Source organism: Erythrobacter sp., from assembly GCF_038133525.1.
Classification (GTDB): Bacteria; Pseudomonadota; Alphaproteobacteria; order Sphingomonadales; family Sphingomonadaceae; genus Qipengyuania.
The window spans coordinates 8,032-25,291 of sequence record NZ_JAYPTL010000021.1; the positions used below are offsets into that span (position 1 = coordinate 8,032).

General features: G+C 60.6%; 12 protein-coding genes. 5 read left to right on the forward strand and 7 right to left on the reverse strand.

Translation table 11 applies throughout. The annotated features are described in order from the left end of the window. From AAFM29_RS07315 to chrA, 5 genes are all read right to left on the reverse strand, one after another. A partial coding sequence (locus AAFM29_RS07315) for an SPFH domain-containing protein (protein ID WP_341712148.1) occupies nucleotides 1-253 on the reverse strand: 253 nt, incomplete at its 3' end. Between the two features lie 10 nt (nucleotides 254-263). Continuing rightward, nucleotides 264-1,535 (reverse strand): nodulation protein NfeD, encoded by a 1,272-nt coding sequence (locus AAFM29_RS07320; RefSeq protein ID WP_341712149.1) that lies wholly within the window; start codon nucleotides 1,533-1,535, stop codon nucleotides 264-266. A 308-nt stretch (nucleotides 1,536-1,843) separates the two neighbouring features. Then, nucleotides 1,844-3,262: a TIGR00366 family protein gene (locus AAFM29_RS07325; protein ID WP_341712150.1), complete on the reverse strand. Its 1,419-nt coding sequence runs from the start codon at nucleotides 3,260-3,262 to the stop codon at nucleotides 1,844-1,846. Nucleotides 3,263-3,495: 233 nt separating this feature from the next. Beyond that, the gene (locus AAFM29_RS07330) at nucleotides 3,496-4,239 is read right to left on the reverse strand and encodes a Fe-Mn family superoxide dismutase (protein ID WP_341712151.1); all 744 of its coding nucleotides are present in this window, start codon (nucleotides 4,237-4,239) and stop codon (nucleotides 3,496-3,498) included. Nucleotides 4,240-4,262: 23 nt separating this feature from the next. Continuing rightward, entirely contained in the window at nucleotides 4,263-5,570 is a 1,308-nt protein-coding gene (gene chrA, locus AAFM29_RS07335) for a chromate efflux transporter (protein ID WP_371830722.1), read from the reverse strand. 400 nt (nucleotides 5,571-5,970) lie between these two features. Here chrA and AAFM29_RS07340 point away from each other — a divergent pair, with 400 nt between their 5' ends. The 5 genes from AAFM29_RS07340 (at nucleotide 5,971) to AAFM29_RS07360 (ending at nucleotide 14,124) form a co-directional block, all read left to right on the forward strand. Beyond that, entirely contained in the window at nucleotides 5,971-6,603 is a 633-nt protein-coding gene (locus AAFM29_RS07340) for a DUF1326 domain-containing protein (protein ID WP_341712153.1), read from the forward strand. Next, nucleotides 6,603-7,412 carry a DUF2182 domain-containing protein gene (locus tag AAFM29_RS07345; protein ID WP_341712154.1) on the forward strand — a complete coding sequence of 270 codons (810 nt, stop codon included), beginning with the start codon at nucleotides 6,603-6,605 and terminating at the stop codon, nucleotides 7,410-7,412. Before AAFM29_RS07340 ends, AAFM29_RS07345 begins: the two co-directional genes overlap by 1 nt. Nucleotides 7,413-8,267: 855 nt before the next feature. Beyond that, the gene (locus AAFM29_RS07350; RefSeq protein WP_341712155.1) at nucleotides 8,268-9,503 is read left to right on the forward strand and encodes a TolC family protein; all 1,236 of its coding nucleotides are present in this window, start codon (nucleotides 8,268-8,270) and stop codon (nucleotides 9,501-9,503) included. Beyond that, nucleotides 9,500-11,002 carry an efflux RND transporter periplasmic adaptor subunit gene (locus AAFM29_RS07355; protein ID WP_341712156.1) on the forward strand — a complete coding sequence of 501 codons (1,503 nt, stop codon included), beginning with the start codon at nucleotides 9,500-9,502 and terminating at the stop codon, nucleotides 11,000-11,002. Before AAFM29_RS07350 ends, AAFM29_RS07355 begins: the two co-directional genes overlap by 4 nt. Further along, nucleotides 10,999-14,124 (forward strand): efflux RND transporter permease subunit, encoded by a 3,126-nt coding sequence (locus tag AAFM29_RS07360; protein ID WP_341712157.1) that lies wholly within the window; start codon nucleotides 10,999-11,001, stop codon nucleotides 14,122-14,124. The genes AAFM29_RS07355 and AAFM29_RS07360 overlap by 4 nt, the downstream gene beginning before the upstream one ends. Nucleotides 14,125-14,297: 173 nt before the next feature. On the opposite strand, the gene cobA is transcribed toward AAFM29_RS07360, so the two are convergent. Beyond that, nucleotides 14,298-15,080, reverse strand: coding sequence for a uroporphyrinogen-III C-methyltransferase (gene cobA, locus AAFM29_RS07365; RefSeq protein ID WP_341712158.1), 783 nt, complete (start codon nucleotides 15,078-15,080; stop codon nucleotides 14,298-14,300). After that, on the reverse strand, nucleotides 15,077-17,260 hold a 2,184-nt coding region (locus AAFM29_RS07370; RefSeq protein ID WP_341712159.1), incomplete at its 5' end, for a molybdopterin-dependent oxidoreductase. The genes AAFM29_RS07370 and cobA, both read right to left, overlap by 4 nt.

Below are 17,260 nucleotides of genomic sequence, written 5' to 3' on the forward strand. Positions count from 1 at the left end.
CCGATACGTTGTCACGAGAAATGACATCCTGCTCCGGAACATCCATGACGATCATTCGCAGGTCGGTGCGGACGAGTTGCTGAACGAAAGGAACAAGCAGAATAAGTCCAGGTCCCCTTACTCCCGTGAAGCGGCCCAACGTAAAGATAACGCCGCGCTCGTACTCGCGAAGTATCTTGATGGCCGCCCACAGCAGCGCGATGATTAGTATCGCGAGTGGTGCGAAGAAAGTATAATTCACAAAGGCTTCCATACTACTCTCCTTACGTTCGAGCGTCTTCCTCCTCTGACAGGCTTACCGATAGCTCCAATTTGTCTATTCCCTCGACCTTGACAGTCGCCCCCTGCTCAAGATCGTGAGGCCCGGTGGCATTCCAGCGTTCGCTGTGAACGAAAACGTGACCGCGACCATCGTGCCAGTCGGCTACTTCGCCTTTGGCGCCAATCATATCTTCCTTTCCACCTTTCACTGGCCGACGAAACGACGAGATTCCCACGCGGGCGATAATGATCATGAGGATAGCCCCCAATACGCCCAAAGCGGCAATGACAGACCGATCGACCTGAAATTGGGGCACATCGGTGTCGAACATGATGGCTGCTCCGACAACAAATGAAGCAAGGCCGCCCAGGCCCAATATTCCGAAGGACGGAGCGAACGCCTCCGCCACGAGCAGGGCAAGTCCGAGAAGGATTAGGGCGATCCCAGCGAAATCGACCGGCAGCGCTGCCAGTGAGTACAGGGCAACCAATAGAGATATGGCGCCAATTGTACCCGGCACCAGCGCGCCGGGATTCATAAACTCGAAGAATAGGCCATAGATCCCTACCATCAAAAGTATCAAAGCGACATTGGGATCGGTAATTGTCGCGAGCAGCCGAGTGCTCCAGTCAGCCTCGATTTGGACGATGGACAGGCTCTTTGTGCTTAGCTTTCGCGACTCACCCGCGACATCCACAGTCCGTCCGTCCAACTCCACGAGCAATTCTTCGATATCCGCCGCGACAATTTCGATGACCCCTTGTTCCAATGCAGCGCTGGCGGAAAGGCTCTCCGCATTGCGGACCGCCCGCTCTGCCCAATCAGCGTTGCGTCCGCGTATCTCCGCCAGCGATCGGATATAGGCAACGGCATCATTCACCGCCTTCTGCTCGCTCACGTTCTGAGGTGCCTTTTCCTCGCCTTCTTCAGGCTGAGCAGGCGTAGACCCGATCTGGATCGGCGTCGCTGCACCAAGATTCGTACCAGGCGTCATTGCGGAAACGTGGCTGGCATAAATGATGTAAGTACCTGCACTTGCTGCCCTCGCACCACTCGGGTGAACATAGCCGACCACGGGAAGCGGCATGCTGAGGATTTCCTGGATGATCTCCCTCATCGAGGTGTCCAACCCGCCAGGCGTGTCCATCTCCAAGATCACTATTGCCGCGTCTTCTTGCCGGGCCCGCTCCAGCCCATCGGCGACATGAGCCGAAGTGGCAGGGCCAATTGCACCTTCAATCGAAATAAGGAATGCCTGATCCGGAGCCGCCATTACTGGCTTCGTCCAAACTAGCGCGACAAGCAAAAACAGTAAAAGCGGCACTGCCGACCGGAACAGGTCGAGATTGGAATCCCTTGTCGAAGTCGGTAGCGTCTAGGCCTCCTTTTTTTGGGAGCTTAGCACGAATCGTCAACTTTGTGCCAGTTCGTGTCCCTAGGCACATCGTCACTGTCCGGTCTCCGCCCAACTTCGCGACAGCTTCATTGAGCTTGAGATATGCCAGGAGCGGAAGGCCTGGCTACGACCGGAAAGCTGCCAACATTGGATGCCGAGCAGGCGCCCGTCTATCGTCTCGGCAGCTACTGCCAACTTATGGCGGTAGCAATTGCCAGGAAGACCCACGACAAGAGAAACAACATACCGATCAGGGGAAGAATGAAGCGCAGCCAGCGATCGAAAGGGACGCGTGCGAGTGCCAGCATGGCCAACGTTCCACCCGATGTGGGTACAATGAGGTTAGTGAAACCGTCGCCAACCTGGAAGGCGAAGATGGCTGTCTGGCGCGAGACCCCGATTAGATCGCTCAACGGTATCAGCACAGGCATCGTGACCATTGCCTGACCGCTGCCCGATGGGATGAATACGTTGATCAGCGAGTTGACCAGGGTCATGAGAATCGCGGAGAGATAGGGCGGAAAATCCGCAAGCGGCAAGGCCAGGGCATTCACTATCGTCTCGCTGATCATGGCACCTTCGAGCACGATCTGGATCGCGCGAGCGAGGCCGATCACGAGCGCCCCGCCAGCGATCGCTCCGGCACCATGGATCATTTGTTCAACTGCGGTGTTTGGCGACATCCTGTGAATGGCGGCAGCAGCAATCGCGATCATCACGAAGAGCGCCGAGAAGTGGTTGATATACCAACCATAGGCAAAGACGCCGTAGAGGAGGGTCGCGAACAATCCAAAAAACGCCACGAGCGTCATGATGTCCTGGGTTCGCAACCGGTACGTCTCAGTATCCCTCGCAAGCGCCAAGCCTTCGGTCGGGATGGAAGCAACGGTGGAAGTGACCTGCCCGTTGAGCAGGCGCGAGTAATAGCGACAGTTGTACCACGCGAGGACCATCAGGCTGGCCAAGCAGAAGATCGAACGGAACAGTGCGCCGGAGAACAACGGCAATTCCGCGATGATCTGCGCAGTGCCGACAGTGTAGAGATTGATCGGTGAAGTGGAAAAGCCGATTACGACCGCACCGAGCGACACGGCCGCGCCCAAGAGCAGGTCACCCCCAATCGCGAGACCGACGATCACTGCAATCGGCACCAATGCGATATTGTGTTCGAAACCCACAACTGCGCCGAGCAGACCGAATGTAAAGGTGGTCAATACGATCAGCAGCTTTGCGCGCCGCTGACCTATCACACGAATTGCGCTTCCGACCGCATTCTCGAGTGTGCCACTGTGCTCCAGAACTTGAAACGTCGCGCCTGCAATGAATGTTACAAAGATCAACTCGGCGGCGGAGACCAAGCCCTGTGGGATGGCAAGAAAGACATCCAGGAAAGACGCGGGCTTGCCTTCAACATAGTGGAACGAGCCAGGCACAACCCCTTCGCGGCCGTTTGCTAGCTCGACCTTGTCGAATTCACCAGCGGGAATGATGTGGGTTAAGAATGCCGCGACAATGATGATGCCAAAGATCAGAACGAAGGGGTGCGGAATCTTTTCGAGCCAGGACGCCGTCGAGATGGGCTTCGCCGGTTGTCGTGCCTCCACTAGCTTTCCCTCAAAGATCGACTAGCCAATTGCTCATATAGTCAATTGAACGGTTCAAATTGGCAAGGCAAAGGAAGATTCCGGCGTTTTCCGGACCACCGAGTTGACAGGCTGGACGTCCATGCTCCGCCCATTATCAGACGCTGATAAAACGGCAGGAACTAGGCCGAAAGCGGTCAGTCCGCGTCAGGGCCGAGGAATCGAGAAACCGCCATTCCGCAAGCGAAATAGTTTCAGAGATTGGATGCATTTCTAGCCTGGGACGCGTTAGCTCGATAGCGCGCGTCAATCACTTCCCAGTCGAGATTGGCCATGAACGCATCGATATAGTGCGCAGCAGCTGTACCGTAATCCAAGTGGTAGCTGTGCTCATACATATCGAGCGCGATCAGCGGCGCACCGGTCACCGCGCCGTGCATGTGATCCCACGCCCAGTAATTGTGCAGCGAACGAGTATGCGCGTTCCAGGTGAGCACGCACCAACCCGATCCTCCCGCTAGTGACATGGCGGTGCGACGGAACTCCTCCTCCCAGGCTTCGAAACTTCCGAACCAGCCATCGAGCGCCTCGTAGATCGAGCCGCCCGGATTGCCGTTACCGCCAAGCGCTTCGAAATAGATTTCGTGCAGCACCACAGAGGCCGTGCGATGCAGCTCCTCGCGTTTCAGCCCGGCATAAGCCACGGTCGGGTAATCGGGATCGGCCATCGCAGCCGCGAGCCGGGTTTCGATTGTGTTGAGGCCCCGCACCGAGCCTTGGTAATTGTTCTCCCAGTGCGAGGTGATGAGCCGTTCGGAAAGGCCGGCAAGCTTCTTAGGATCGAACCGAAGAGGCCTCGGCGTGTGTTTGCCGGCGAATGCCGCAACGCGCGATGCTCCTTGCGCTGATGCTCGAGCGGTCGCGCCGTTAGCAATGGCCACTCCCGCGACCCCCATCGCTGTCGTACCAATTGCATCACGCCTTGTGAAATTGCTCATGTTTTCCTCCTCAGGTCGCCCCATCAAATGGCCAGGCCCAGCACCAGTCCGCCAAACGCCGCGACTCCCAACACTCTCAACACCGACCAATTTACCTTGAACACCAGCAGGCAGGCGATCGCCGCAAGCACTGCCGCGCGCCAGTCAAAGCTGGGCCAGTCGGGCGCGTAGAGCCGCAGCGGCCCTGCCTGCGTTTCTCTAACGGTGGCGAACAGGACGTGCAGTGCGAACCATGCGGTGAGGTTGGCGATCACGCCCACCACCGCTGCCGTTACCGCCGCAAGCCCACCTTTCAGCCGCACAGCATTGCCGAGACGGTCGATCCACGACGCAAGCGCGAAGATCCATAGGAAGCACGGGGCAAAGGTAACCCATGTTGTCAGACCCGCGCCAAGCAACCCTGCGACGAAAGGCGTAAACGGCTCTGGCGCGCGATAAGCGGCGAGATACCCGACGAACTGAGTGACCATGATAAGCGGTCCGGGTGTGGTTTCGGCGAGACCAAGCCCGTCCGCCATCTCGCCCGGTTGCAGCCATCCAAAGCCCTGGACTGCTTCTTGCGCCATGTAGGCAAGGACAGCGTAAGCCCCGCCGAAGGTGACAACGGCAAGCCGTGAGAAGAATGCGCCGATGTCCCACAATACATGGCCTGTGCCTAACGTCGCTGCGACCAGCACCATCGGCGCGGCCCAGATCACTCCCCAGATCGTTACCGCCTGAACTGTGCTGCACCAAGGACGCGGGCCGGAAGGCGGAGTGGAACCTCCCTGTTTCAGCGCCAACCATTCGGGACACATCGCCGCAACGACCATACCGATTGCGCCAGCCCCCAGAACAATCAGTGGAAACGGCAAGTCGAGCAGGAACAACGCGACGAAGGCCGATACCGCCAGACCTTGCTTGAACCGCGTGTTGAGCGCGCGGCCAGCGATCCGCAGCAGTGCCTGCACGACAATCGCCAGCACTGCGGCCTTCACGCCCAGGAACAGCGCCTCGAACCAGTCGAGGTTCGCGGCAACCGCGTAGAGTGCCGACAATACAAGGATGATAGCCGCGCCGGGGATCACGAACAACAGGCCCGCAGCCAATCCGCCACGCCAGCCATGCAAACGCCAGCCAACCCATGTCGCCAGCTGCTGCGCTTCCGGCCCCGGCAAGAGGTGGCAGAAATTGAGCGCGTGGAGATAATCCTCCTCGCTCACCCACTCTCGATCCTCGACCAGTTCGCGGTGCATCAGCGCAATCTGTCCCGCAGGCCCGCCGAAGCTGAGCAGTCCGATGCGCAAGAACACGCGCAGGAGGTGAGAGAAGTTGGGATTCGTGGTAGGCATCACGCTCATGGGTCACCTCGCAAACGACAATCCGCCAGAAGACGGACGACGAGGCAACACTTTGGCAATTACCGCCTGGCCGGGAGGTTGCTCGGTCCCGGAGTTCACCCAATACGACCATTGGGAGCTGCACGAAAGCGAAGATCCGCCTCCTCCTCCAAAGCCTTACGTAAGCTCAATTCGATCTTCTCGGTTGGGCCGCATCCAGACTGTCCGGATTTGGGCAGGAGTAACGCCATTCTGGCCCATTCCATCTCGGGTTCAATCGAGAACGCCATCGCAGGTATCGAAAGCCACACAAATGGCCAGCTGTGGCTCGTTGTGCTAGGGGGAATCATTGTGCAGCGGACAACCAAAGCTGGTCGCGGAGAATGGATTGCTGGCAGAACAGGAGGCTATGATGACCTACTGGGAATTCAAGGGACGCGAGCTGGTAAATTGCAGCTGCGACTATGGCTGCAACTGCCAGTTCGGCGGACTACCGGATAAGGGACATTGCTACGCGGTATTCGGAATGGTCATAGACGAGGGCAAACACGGTGACACCGATTTGTCGGGCCTCAAGATTGGAGCAATTTTCAAATGGCCGGGGCCGATCCACGATGGTCAAGGCGAGTGTGTCGCGTTCGTCGACGAGCGTGCCAATGAGGCAGAGAGGCAGGCCCTTCTCTCGATCATGACCGGCGGGGATACCGATCCCATGGCGACATTCTTTGCGGTATTCGCCACAACCGTTGAGACCATGCACGAACCGCTGTTCGTTCCCATCGACTTCGAAGTAGATGTTGAAGGACGCAAGGGACGCCTGCGGATTCCAGGACATGTCGACATGTCGGGCACGCCGATCAAGAGTCCGGTTGACGGGAGTGAGATACGCGCGCGCATTCACCTGCCGGATGGGTTCGAATATGAATATGCCGAGGTGGCTTCAGGTACCAGTGCGGCGACCAAGCCGGTATCGGTGCAACTGACGAGTAGTTATGCTCAACTTGCAAATTTGCACCTCGATAGTCACGGCGTCGTCCACGCCTAATGGCGCGGGCAATCGCGCGAATCCTACGCGGACCTAAGCTGGTCACAATTATCGGGCTGGTCCTGCTCACCCTGTTGGCATGGGCCTGGCTTGTCGTGGGTGCGGGCACGCAACAAGGCGCGCAGTATTCGTTATATCCCTTCACCCCAGCGCCGCCCGGCCAAGGGACGGCAATGGCCATGGGAGATTGGTCCTTAGGGAACCTGGCAATCACCATTTCGATGTGGTGGGTCATGATGATCGCGATGATGATACCTGCTGCCGCACCGGTGGTGCTGCTCTACGATCGCTCTTACCGCGTCAGCCATTCGGATACCAAATCGCCGGTCTGGCAGTTCGTAGCAGGCTATCTCCTGCTCTGGGGCGCGTTCTCAAGTCTCGCAGGCCTGCTTCAAATAGCACTGGGGCAGGCTGCGTTTCTAACGATGGGGCTCATGGCACTAGAGGCCCCAATGATTGCCATGATTGTCCTTATTGCAGCGGGAATCTACCAGATTACACCGGTCAAGCGGGCCTGCCTCGAGCGATGCAGGAACCCTGCGCAATTCATAGCTCGGTTTCAGTCACCAGGGGCGGTGGGCGCATTCCGACTTGGCCTCATCCATGGACTCTATTGCGTCGGTTGCTGCTGGGTCGTGATGCTTTTGCTGTTTGTTGGCGGTGTCATGAACCTCGTTTGGGTGACGATCCTCACTCTTTTGGTAACAGCGGAAAAACTGCTCCCGCGAGGTAGGCTGGTGGCATCGACACTCGGTCTAGGGTTTATCCTTTGGGGTGGTCGGGGACTTCTCGCTGCATGGACTAGCTGAGCTACAACCGGCAAACTCGATCAGATCCGAAGAACCATGATCCGTCGTTCCAGAGCTGATTGTCGGTGGCGTGGATTACTCGATCGACGGACATTTGCGCGGAGTCTATCAGATGCTCGCTTTGGGACCGATAGCGGTCGGGCCGGTTTTGGTCTCAAACTTGGATGAAACGACCAATTAGACGAAATGCACAAGGTGAATACCTCGAGTACAAGGTGTCGCTCTTGCGCACTTTGATCGAATGGAAAAGGATAAGGCGTTGGTGTCTGCGGGGTGCACGGTCATGCAAATAACACCATGGAACCCGGATCGTCTTGATAGGGAACAAAGCGATGCGCTCTTGTTCCCCAAGTAGTTCTCGCTTATCCCGAGCAGGTGAGCCTGGCCCGTTTCCTTGCTGTCCTTTGCTTCGCATTCGGCCTGTCCGTGCAGGTTTCTGCCGCTGCGGAAGCTGCACCGCAACGTCCAGACTGTTGTGAATCGATGCAGGTCACTTCGGGTCATGATTGTGCCAGCGAGCGCGAGCCCATCGATGATGGTGGGCCTTGCGACAATATGACTGTTGGTTGCCTCGTTGGCATGAACTGCGTGCCTCCACTGGTGATTGGCAGCACGGCTGCGGGTTCGGCGCCGCAACTTGCCAGTACACTCACCCATCGTCCTTCTCCCGCCCTGTCGCTCCTGGGTATGCAGCTGCGACCGGAGGCGCCACCGCCGCGACTTTAGCTCGAGTTTCAGCGGGATCGGGCGCGCTGCGCCGCATTTTCAGCTGGGCGATACTCAAACGCAGGCCCCCTGCTATCGATGGGGGTGCGCGACGGGTAGTCTTTGCCCATCGACCGAGCGAGAACGATCATGAAATGGCAAGTTGGAGGGGCGCTTTTGGCCGCCCTGCTTGCAGCGCCGCATGCGCAGGCGCAGCCAGTAAGCTTTGACGACGCGCTGCATGCCGCACGCCACAACCAGCCGATGCTCGACGCCGGCGCACTTCGCGTTGCAGGCAAACGCGAGGCAATAGCGGCGTCGGACGAGCTTCCCGACCCGCGCCTGCGGGCGGGGATCGCGAACCTACCGGTTTCAGGTCCGGTGGCATTCGAACTCGACCGGCAGCTTCCCACCCAGGTTTCCCTCGGAGTGGAGCAAGAGTTTCCCAACCTCGCCAAGCGACGAGCACGATACGGCCTGGCCGCTTCGGAGGTGCGACTGGCAGAGGCACGGCTTGGGCTTGCCGAACGATCCGTCGAGATAGCGACCGGTATGGCGTGGGTCGAACTTCACTATGCCCAACGCAAGCTGGATCTGGCGCGTGCGGCGCTCGAGGATCTGCGCAAACTGGTGCCGGTCGCGAACAGCGCAGTGGCCTCTGGATCGGCTCGACCCGCGCATAGTCTGGCCCTGCGCAAGGACCTGTTGGGAGTGGAGGATGCGATCACCTCAATCGAGGTCGAACGCGATGCGGCACAGGCGATGCTGGCCCGTTACATCGCGGTAATCGACCCGATTGCCGAGGGAGCCGCCCCGGAGGCCGCAATCGATGCCGGGAGCCTCAAGCAAATGCTGGACCTGAACCCGGAACTGAAATTCGCAGATGCAGCTGTTGAAGGAGCCGAGGCGGGAGTCCGGCTCGCACGCGCGGAAAAGCGTCCCGATTTCGGTGTCAGCGTAAACTATGGGCGACGCGACGATGCCTTCGGCGATGTTGTCTCGGTGATGGGGTCGGTCACTCTGCCGATCTTTGCGGGCCGTCGGCAGGAACCACGCATCGCCGCAGCCGAAGCCGAGGCTGCCGCGGCCTCTGCCGAGCGCGAGGATCGGGTGCGTGCGCTCGAAGCGAGGCTCGAAGCAGATCTCGCTCAGTGGCGCGGTGCCGATCACCAGTGGCGGCGCGCAAGAGAGGAACTGTTGCCGCTCGCCCGCGAACGTGCGGAGCTTGAAACTGCGAGTTTCGCGGCCGGACGTGCGAGCCTCTTCGATGTCGTGACCGCCAAATCCGCGCTGTTGCTGCTCGAACTCGACATCCTCGAACGCGAGGCCGCCACTGTTTCGGCCGCTGTAAGACTCAAGCTCGGTTACGGGGAGGACGGATTATGATCTCGATGTTTGATCGCTTCACTTCACGCCAGCGTACCTACGCCGCCGCTGGGGCCATCGCGCTTGTCGGCATTGCAGCAGGCTACGGCCTTTCCATGCTGGGCGGAAGTGCAGACGGCGAAACAATGGTCGAGGACAGCGGCTGTACAGAAGTACTCTACTGGTTCGACCCCATGGTTCCTGACCAACGGTTTGAAGAGCCGGGCAGGTCCCCATTCATGGACATGCAACTCGTCCCGAAATGTGCAGATGGAGAGGCAAGTGCCGCCGTCCGGATCGACCCGGGCCTTGTCCAGAACTTCGGGATCCGCACGGCAAAGGCCGAATATGGCGAGCTTGAGCCCGAGCTGACAGTGACCGGAGTGCTTGCTTTCAATGGCCGGGACGTTGCGATCGTCCAGCCGCGCCTCGCCGGCTACGTCCAGCGGACCTATGACCTGGCACCCGACGATGTGGTGGCGCGCGGCGCTCCTCTGGTCGACATTCTGGTCCCGGAATGGGGTGGCGCGCAGCAGGAATATCTGGCCGTTCTCGGGACCGGGGATGAAGGTCTTGCCCGCGCGATGCGCGAACGGATGCGCTTGCTAGGCATGAGCGAAGGGCAGATTGCCGCGTTCGGCCGGTCTGGCCGCGCGCGGTCCACCGTCACCGTCACTGCGCCGATCGGGGGCGCCATCACGATGCTGGGTGTAAGGCCCGGTATGACCGTGATGGCCGGTCAAACCCTAGCCGAGATCACTGGCTTCTCACCGATCTGGCTGGAAGCGGCGGTGCCCGAAGCGCAGGCCGCCAGGGTCCGGTTGGGCCAGGCGATGACCGCGAGGCTCACTGCCTTCCCTGACGAGACGCTATCAGGGAGGATCATCGCGATCCTGCCCAGCGCCGAGGATGCCAGTCGAACGATCACCGTTCGCGCTGAGCTTCCCAATCCCACCGGCAGGCTGAAGCCGGGGATGTTCGCCAAAGTCGTCCTCTCGCCCGAAACCAGGCGTACGCTATTGGTGCCGTCCGAGGCGGTCATCCGAACGGGACGCCGGGCTATCGTAATGGTCAAGCAGGGTGAGGGCGGTTTCATGCCGGCCGAAGTTCGCCTGGGTCGCGAAGCAGGCGGGCGCACTGAGGTGCTAGCAGGCTTGGCGCCAGGCGAAGCGGTGGTGACATCGGGCCAGTTCCTGCTCGATTCAGAAGCCAGCCTGTCCGGTCTCGAGATCCGCCCGATTGATGCCGTACCGCAGGAGGGGGAGAAGGCCAGGTCCACCAAGCAATCCGATCCTGCGACCTATCGCGCCGAGGGAACAATAGAGCGAATTTCGGGCCAATCGGTGACGTTGAATCATGAGCCGGTGCCGGAGTTGGACTGGCCTTCGATGACAATGGCATTCGAGATTGAGGTGCCGACCCAGCTGCGCGACCTCAAACGGGGCGACCGGGTCCAGTTTTCCTTCACCCGCGATGCACGCGGCCCCCGCATCCTTTCGATCCGGAAGTTTGCCCCGTGATCGAGCGGATCATCGAACGGTCGATCGCCAACCGAATGTTTGTCGTGCTGGCGGCGATCGCCGTCACGCTAGGCGGCCTGTGGGCGGTTCGAACAACGCCCGTCGATGCGTTGCCCGACCTCTCGGATGTCCAGGTCGTGGTGCGGTCCAGCTATCCCGGTCAAGCGCCGCGGATCGTGGAGGATCAGGTTACCTATCCATTGGCAACCACCATGCTCTCGGTTCCAGGAGCCCGGACCGTGCGCGGTTTCTCCATGTTCGGCGATAGCTTCGTCTATGTGATTTTCGAGGATGGCACCGATCTCTACTGGGCGCGATCGCGAGTGCTCGAATATCTGAACCAGGTGCAGAATCGCCTGCCCGAAGGGGTCGTCAGTACTCTCGGTCCGGACGCTACGGGCGTCGGCTGGGTCTACGAGTATGCGCTGGTCGATCGCACGGGCGGCCATGACCTGGCCGGCCTGAGAAGCCTGCAGGACTGGTTCCTGCGTTATGAACTCAAGACCATTCCCGGCATCGCCGAAGTCGCAAGCGTAGGCGGAATGGTGAAGCAGTACCAGGTAGTGCTCGATCCATTTCGCATGGCATCACTCGGTGTCACTCATGACACTGTGGTCAGAGCAATCCAGGCGGCCAACCAGGAGACCGGTGGATCGGTCGTCGAGATGGGCGAAGCCGAGTACATTGTTCGAGCCTCGGGTTACCTCACAGGTCTCGAGGATTTCCGCCGAATCCCCCTCAGAACCACCGGCGGCGGTGTGCCGGTGACGCTTGCAGATGTCGCTACCATTCAGATCGGCCCCGAGTTGCGGCGAGGCATCGCCGAACTCGATGGTGAGGGAGAGGTCGCCGGCGGCATCGTCGTCCTGCGACAGGGCGCCGATGCCCGTGGCACCATCGCGGCTGTGGAGGCCAGGCTGAAACAACTGCAGGCGAGCCTGCCTGAAGGTGTAGAGATCGTCACTACCTATGATCGCTCGCAGCTGATCGACGCTTCGGTCGACAATCTAACGCAGAAGCTGATCGAAGAGTTTGTCGTTGTCGCGCTCGTCTGCGCGCTGTTCCTTTGGCACGTACGTTCGGCGCTTGTCGCTATCGTCACCTTGCCGCTCGGCGTGCTCGCAGCCTTCATCGTTATGCGATTCCAGGGGGTCAACGCCAACATCATGTCTCTCGGCGGCATCGCTATCGCGATCGGCGCCATGGTCGACGCCGCGGTGGTGATGATCGAGAATGCACACAAGCATCTCGAACGATGGGAGGAAGAAAATCCCGGGGCGAAATTGTCCGCGCATGAGCGTTGGCGCATTATTGCAGACGCGTCGAAAGAGGTGGGACCGGCGCTGTTCTTTAGCCTGTTGATCATCACGCTGTCGTTCCTGCCCGTCTTCACGCTGCAGGCACAGGAAGGTCGTCTCTTCTCGCCGCTCGCCTTTACGAAAACCTATGCGATGGCAGCCGCCGCAGTTCTTTCCGTGACATTGGTCCCCGTAATGATGGGCTACCTGATCCGCGGGAGGATCCCGCCGGAGGATTCAAATGCGATCAATCGGTGGGTCACACGCGCCTATCGGCCCGGACTCGACTGGGTGCTGCGCCGGCCCAAGGCAGCGCTGGCCCTGGCCGGGGCGATATTTTTGACAACTGGGATGCCCTTTTCTCAGCTAGGCGGCGAATTCCTGCCACCTTTGGACGAAGGCGACCTGCTGTATATGCCGAGCGCACTGCCGGGGCTTTCACCCGGTGAGGCTTCGGCATTGCTGCAACGAACAGACCGGTTGATCAAATCGGTGCCCGAAGTCGACCGGGTCTTCGGCAAGGCCGGGCGGGCGGATACCGCCACTGACCCAGCGCCGCTGACCATGTTCGAGACGACGATCCGCTTCAAGCCGCGTGATGAATGGCGCCCCGGCATGACTCCCGACAAGCTTGTCGAGGAGCTTGATCGTGTGGTGCGCGTACCGGGCCTTGCCAATATCTGGGTACCGCCCATCCGCAACCGCATCGACATGCTGGCTACCGGGATCAAGAGCCCGATCGGGGTTAAGGTCTCAGGTGAGGACCTGGCGGAGATCGAGCGTATCGCACTGCGAGTGGAGGAGGTTGCCAAGACGGTCCCTGGCGTCAGCTCCGCGCTCGCCGAGCGACTGTCTGGCGGACGCTACATTGATGTCGATATCGACCGGATCGCGGCGGCGCGCCACGGCCTCAATATCGCGGACGTCCAAGAGGTCGTGTCGGGCGCGATTGGCGGTGCGAATGTCGCGCGAACAGTCGAAGGGCTGGCCCGCTACCCGGTCAATGTACGCTATCCCCGGGAGATCCGTGACAGCGTCGAAGAACTGCGTGCGCTTCCGCTACTTACACCAGCGGGTCAGCAGATCACCCTGGGTGCCGTGGCAAGGATTAACGTGAGCGACGGGCCACCAATGCTCAAGAGCGAACAGGGCCGGCCGACGAGCTATGTCTATATCGATGTGCGCAATCGCGATCTGAGTTCGGTAGTGACCGAACTGCAGCAGGCAGTAGCCGAGAGCATTAACCTCCCAGCTGGCATCAGCCTCTCCTATGCCGGGCAGTTCGAGTACCTGACCCGCGCATATGATCGGTTGAAAATCGTGGTTCCGGCAACACTCGCGGTCATCTTCTTTCTGCTTTACCTCATATTCCGGCGGCTGGACGAGGCGCTCCTGATAATGGCAACCCTGCCTTTCTCGCTCACCGGAGGATTCTGGCTGCTCTATCTGTTGGGCTACAACCAATCGATCGCGACGGCAGTGGGGTTCATTGCCCTGGCTGGCGTGTCCGCGGAGTTCGGCGTGGTCATGCTGATCTATCTGAAGAGCGCACTGGAGCGTCGCGGCGGAGAACCGACGGACGGGCAGCTGCATGAGGCGATCCGCGAGGGCGCATTGTTGCGCGTGCGGCCCAAGGCAATGACGGTGGCAGTGATCGTCGCGGGCCTATTCCCAATCCTGATTGGATCCGGAGCGGGATCGGAGGTGATGAGCCGCATCGCCGCGCCAATGATTGGTGGCATGATCACCGCACCGCTTTTGTCGATGTACGTCATCCCGGCAGCATATCTGCTGCTGCGCGGCCGGCGTGGCAGCAAACCGTGATGGACCCGATTCAAGAAGGTGTATGCCAGTAACGATCGATAAGCTCGTCGTTTGATTCTAACCAATAGGGCGTTCCCCAACCGACAGAGTTTGGGCCGATTGCGGTCTGTCTGCTTTCTGCGCGCAAAGGCCGGAAGCGGGCGGCAGTTATCCCTTTTCAAGGCCCCAAAACCTCAACTCTTGTGGCTGTAGTCCGCGTCAAAACGGGCATGACTGACGATGCTTCCAACGGCCGAAAGCGCCTCGCCGACTAGGATAATCGCCGCTCCCCCACCTAATGCGGTTCGCGCTGCAATCGGGAGGAGCGACAGCGTTGTCCGGAAGTTGGTCTGACAGTCATGACTGGCATTCTCGACTAAGGCCACTGGCGTATCCGGAGACAGGCCCGCTTCGATCAACCCCTTGGCAACGAGTGGTGCAGCGGCCTTACCCATGTAGATCGCAAGTGTAGCATGGGGATCGGCGAGGCTCGACCAGTCGAGATCGAGACCGGCGCCATTTCTGCTGTGGGCTGTAACGAAGACCAGCTTGCGCGCCATGCCCCTCAGGGTGAGCGAGATGCCGAGATCTGCGGCGGCGGCGCTGGCGGCGGTGACGCCGGGGCAGATACAGGTCGCGATCCCAGCCCTTCGGCATGCGTCGAGTTCTTCGGTCGCACGACCAAAGATCGATGGGTCGCCACCCTTCAATCTCACCACTCGTTCGCCCCATAGCGCGGCCTCGACAAGAAGTGCATCGATAGCGCGCTGGTCCTTCGAATGGCGGCCCGATCGTTTGCCCACCGATACCATGCGAACGTGAGCCGGCACGAGATCGAGCACTCCCTTGCCGACCAGCGCGTCGTAGAAGATTACGCTTGCCTCACGGATCAGGCGCTCCGCCTTGCGGGTCAGCAGGTCGGGATCTCCAGGACCTGCGCCGACCAGCCAGACCATCCCCGGTTCGACCCGGCTCATTGGGCAGCCTCCTCATGTTTGAACCTTGTAGTCTCAATCAGGCGCGCGATCATGGGTCGGCACGAGCCGCAATTGGTCCCTGCCCTCGTGCAACGCCCTATCGCAGCGAGGTCTTCCGCTCCGTCGTCGATTGCTCGCACGATATCGAGTTCGCCCACCGCGTGGCAGACGCAGACAGTCGCGCCGCGATCAGGCAGTGGGGTCGATGGGCGCGCGGCCAGCCATTCTGTAACCGAGGCAGACCCGCTGCCGAGCTGGTCCGCGATCCAGTCTCGCGGTGGCAGCACACCATTACGGGTAAGGAACAACACCGCTTCGAGCGCCCGGTCCACCGAGCTGACCGCAACGCGCAGCATGCCGCTGCGCAGATCGGCAACCTCGCTGCGCTCGCCAGCAGGCAGAAGGCGGTCAATATCAATTGCGCCCATCCCGGCCAGTTCGGTGATCCAGCCATGTTCCACCCTGCTCAGGGTCCAATAGGCCACATCGGGTCGAACCGAGGAGCGGCTTGCCAGGAAGGCGCGCCAGTCGGGCGTAAAGGGTTCGATCCGTGCTGCGGTGTTCTTGAACCCGGGCTGGCCAGAATGCGGGTCGACCGCAGGCTGCGCGAGGCGCCCAGTGCGTCCTCCGGCGCTCAGTACATCGGTCCAGTGCATCGGGACGAAGATTTCTCCGGGCCGCACAGTTTCGCATACGTCGACGCGATAGATGCTCTCGCCAAAGGGGGTGATGACCCGCGCCAATCCCTTGTCAATTAGTGCGGCGCCCTCGGCGAGATCGGCATGTACCTCGACCCTTGGCTCGCGGCGATGGATCGACAGCTTGGGGCTCAAGCCCGTGCGCGTCATCGTATGCCATTGATCGCGGTAGCGGCCGGTATTCAGCCGCAGGGGAAAGTCTCCCTGCTCGCTTGGCGGCTGTGGCACAACAACCCGGACGAGGCGCGCTTTGCCGCTTTCGGTCGGGAAACGGTCAGCGCAGGGGTGCCGCCCGCCCCACTGGAATGGCTTCATCGTATCGTACTCGGCGTCGCTGCATCCGGCCCAGTCGGTCAGGTCCAGCAGCTTCCCGTGGGCCGTCGCCAGCGCGCACATCGCAGCAAACTCGCGGAAGATCGCAGCGGGACCCGAATAGGCGAACGGCTCGCCAAACCCCGCGCGCTGGGCGACGTCGCAGATGATCCGCCAGTCGGCCCGGGCTTCGCCTGGAGCAGGGAACAGCGCGCGCTGGCGGCTGATCCGGCGTTCGGAATTCGTGACCGTGCCGTCTTTTTCGCCCCACCCCAGTGCAGGCAGGCGAATGTGGGCGAAGCGGCCGGTGTCCGTATCCTCGATGATCTCGGAAACAACGACAGTCGGGCAGCGCGCCAGCGCATCGCGAACGAAACCGGCATCGGGCATGGAAACCGCAGGGTTTGTACCCATGACCCACAGGAACTTGATCCGCCCATCGTGGACGGCCCGGAAGAGATCCACGGCCTTCAGGCCCGGCTCGGAACAAAGCCGACCCGTCCTCCAGAACGCGGCGATATCGGCGCGCTCCCCTTCCGAGAAGCCGAGGTGAACCGCCAGCATGCTGGATAGGCCGCCGACTTCGCGTCCGCCCATGGCATTGGGCTGGCCGGTAATCGAAAAGGGTCCCGTCCCCGGCCGATTGATGCGCCCGGTGGCGAGGTGAAAGTTAGTGATGGCATTGCCCTTGTCGGTGCCGCCGACCGACTGGTTTGCACCCTGGCTGAAGAGGGTCACCATGCGCGGGCTATTGGCAGCCAGTTCGACAAACCGGGCAAAGACGTCGGAAGGTACGCCAGGATCGCATTCGAGACTGTCCCAAAATCCTTCCGGGATAGAGCAGCGCTCAGCCAAAAAATCCTGATCGATCAGCCCACGCTCGAACATTCCTCCCAGCAACGCATTGAACAACGCGACGTCACCGTCGGGCGGAACTGCGATGTGCAAATCGGCGCGCTCGGCGGTTTCCATGCCGTCCGAGCCGGTCAGGCGTAGAAAGCGTCCGATGCCATGGTTGCCGCTCAGGACCAGGTGGTTGCCGTTGTCGATGACGCGGTCGAGTTGGCGGTCGTGGAACGAGCGGCAGCGCCCGCCGGCGTGACCCGCCGCTTCGTAAAGCGTGACCTGGGCGCCAGCCTCGGCGAGGCGCACCGCCGCCGCCAATCCGGC

Excerpts from the sequence above, each read along its gene's own strand:
- AAFM29_RS07320 (WP_341712149.1), bottom strand. The coding sequence starts at position 1,535 with ATGGCGGCTCCGGATCAGGCATTCCTTATTTCGATTGAAGGTGCAATT.
- AAFM29_RS07330 (WP_341712151.1), bottom strand. The coding sequence starts at position 4,239 with ATGAGCAATTTCACAAGGCGTGATGCAATTGGTACGACAGCGATGGGG.
- chrA (WP_371830722.1), bottom strand. The coding sequence starts at position 5,570 with ATGCCTACCACGAATCCCAACTTCTCTCACCTCCTGCGCGTGTTCTTG.
- AAFM29_RS07340 (WP_341712153.1), top strand. The coding sequence starts at position 5,971 with ATGACCTACTGGGAATTCAAGGGACGCGAGCTGGTAAATTGCAGCTGC.
- AAFM29_RS07345 (WP_341712154.1), top strand. The coding sequence starts at position 6,603 with ATGGCGCGGGCAATCGCGCGAATCCTACGCGGACCTAAGCTGGTCACA.
- AAFM29_RS07350 (WP_341712155.1), top strand. The coding sequence starts at position 8,268 with ATGAAATGGCAAGTTGGAGGGGCGCTTTTGGCCGCCCTGCTTGCAGCG.
- AAFM29_RS07355 (WP_341712156.1), top strand. The coding sequence starts at position 9,500 with ATGATCTCGATGTTTGATCGCTTCACTTCACGCCAGCGTACCTACGCC.
- cobA (WP_341712158.1), bottom strand. The coding sequence starts at position 15,080 with ATGAGCCGGGTCGAACCGGGGATGGTCTGGCTGGTCGGCGCAGGTCCT.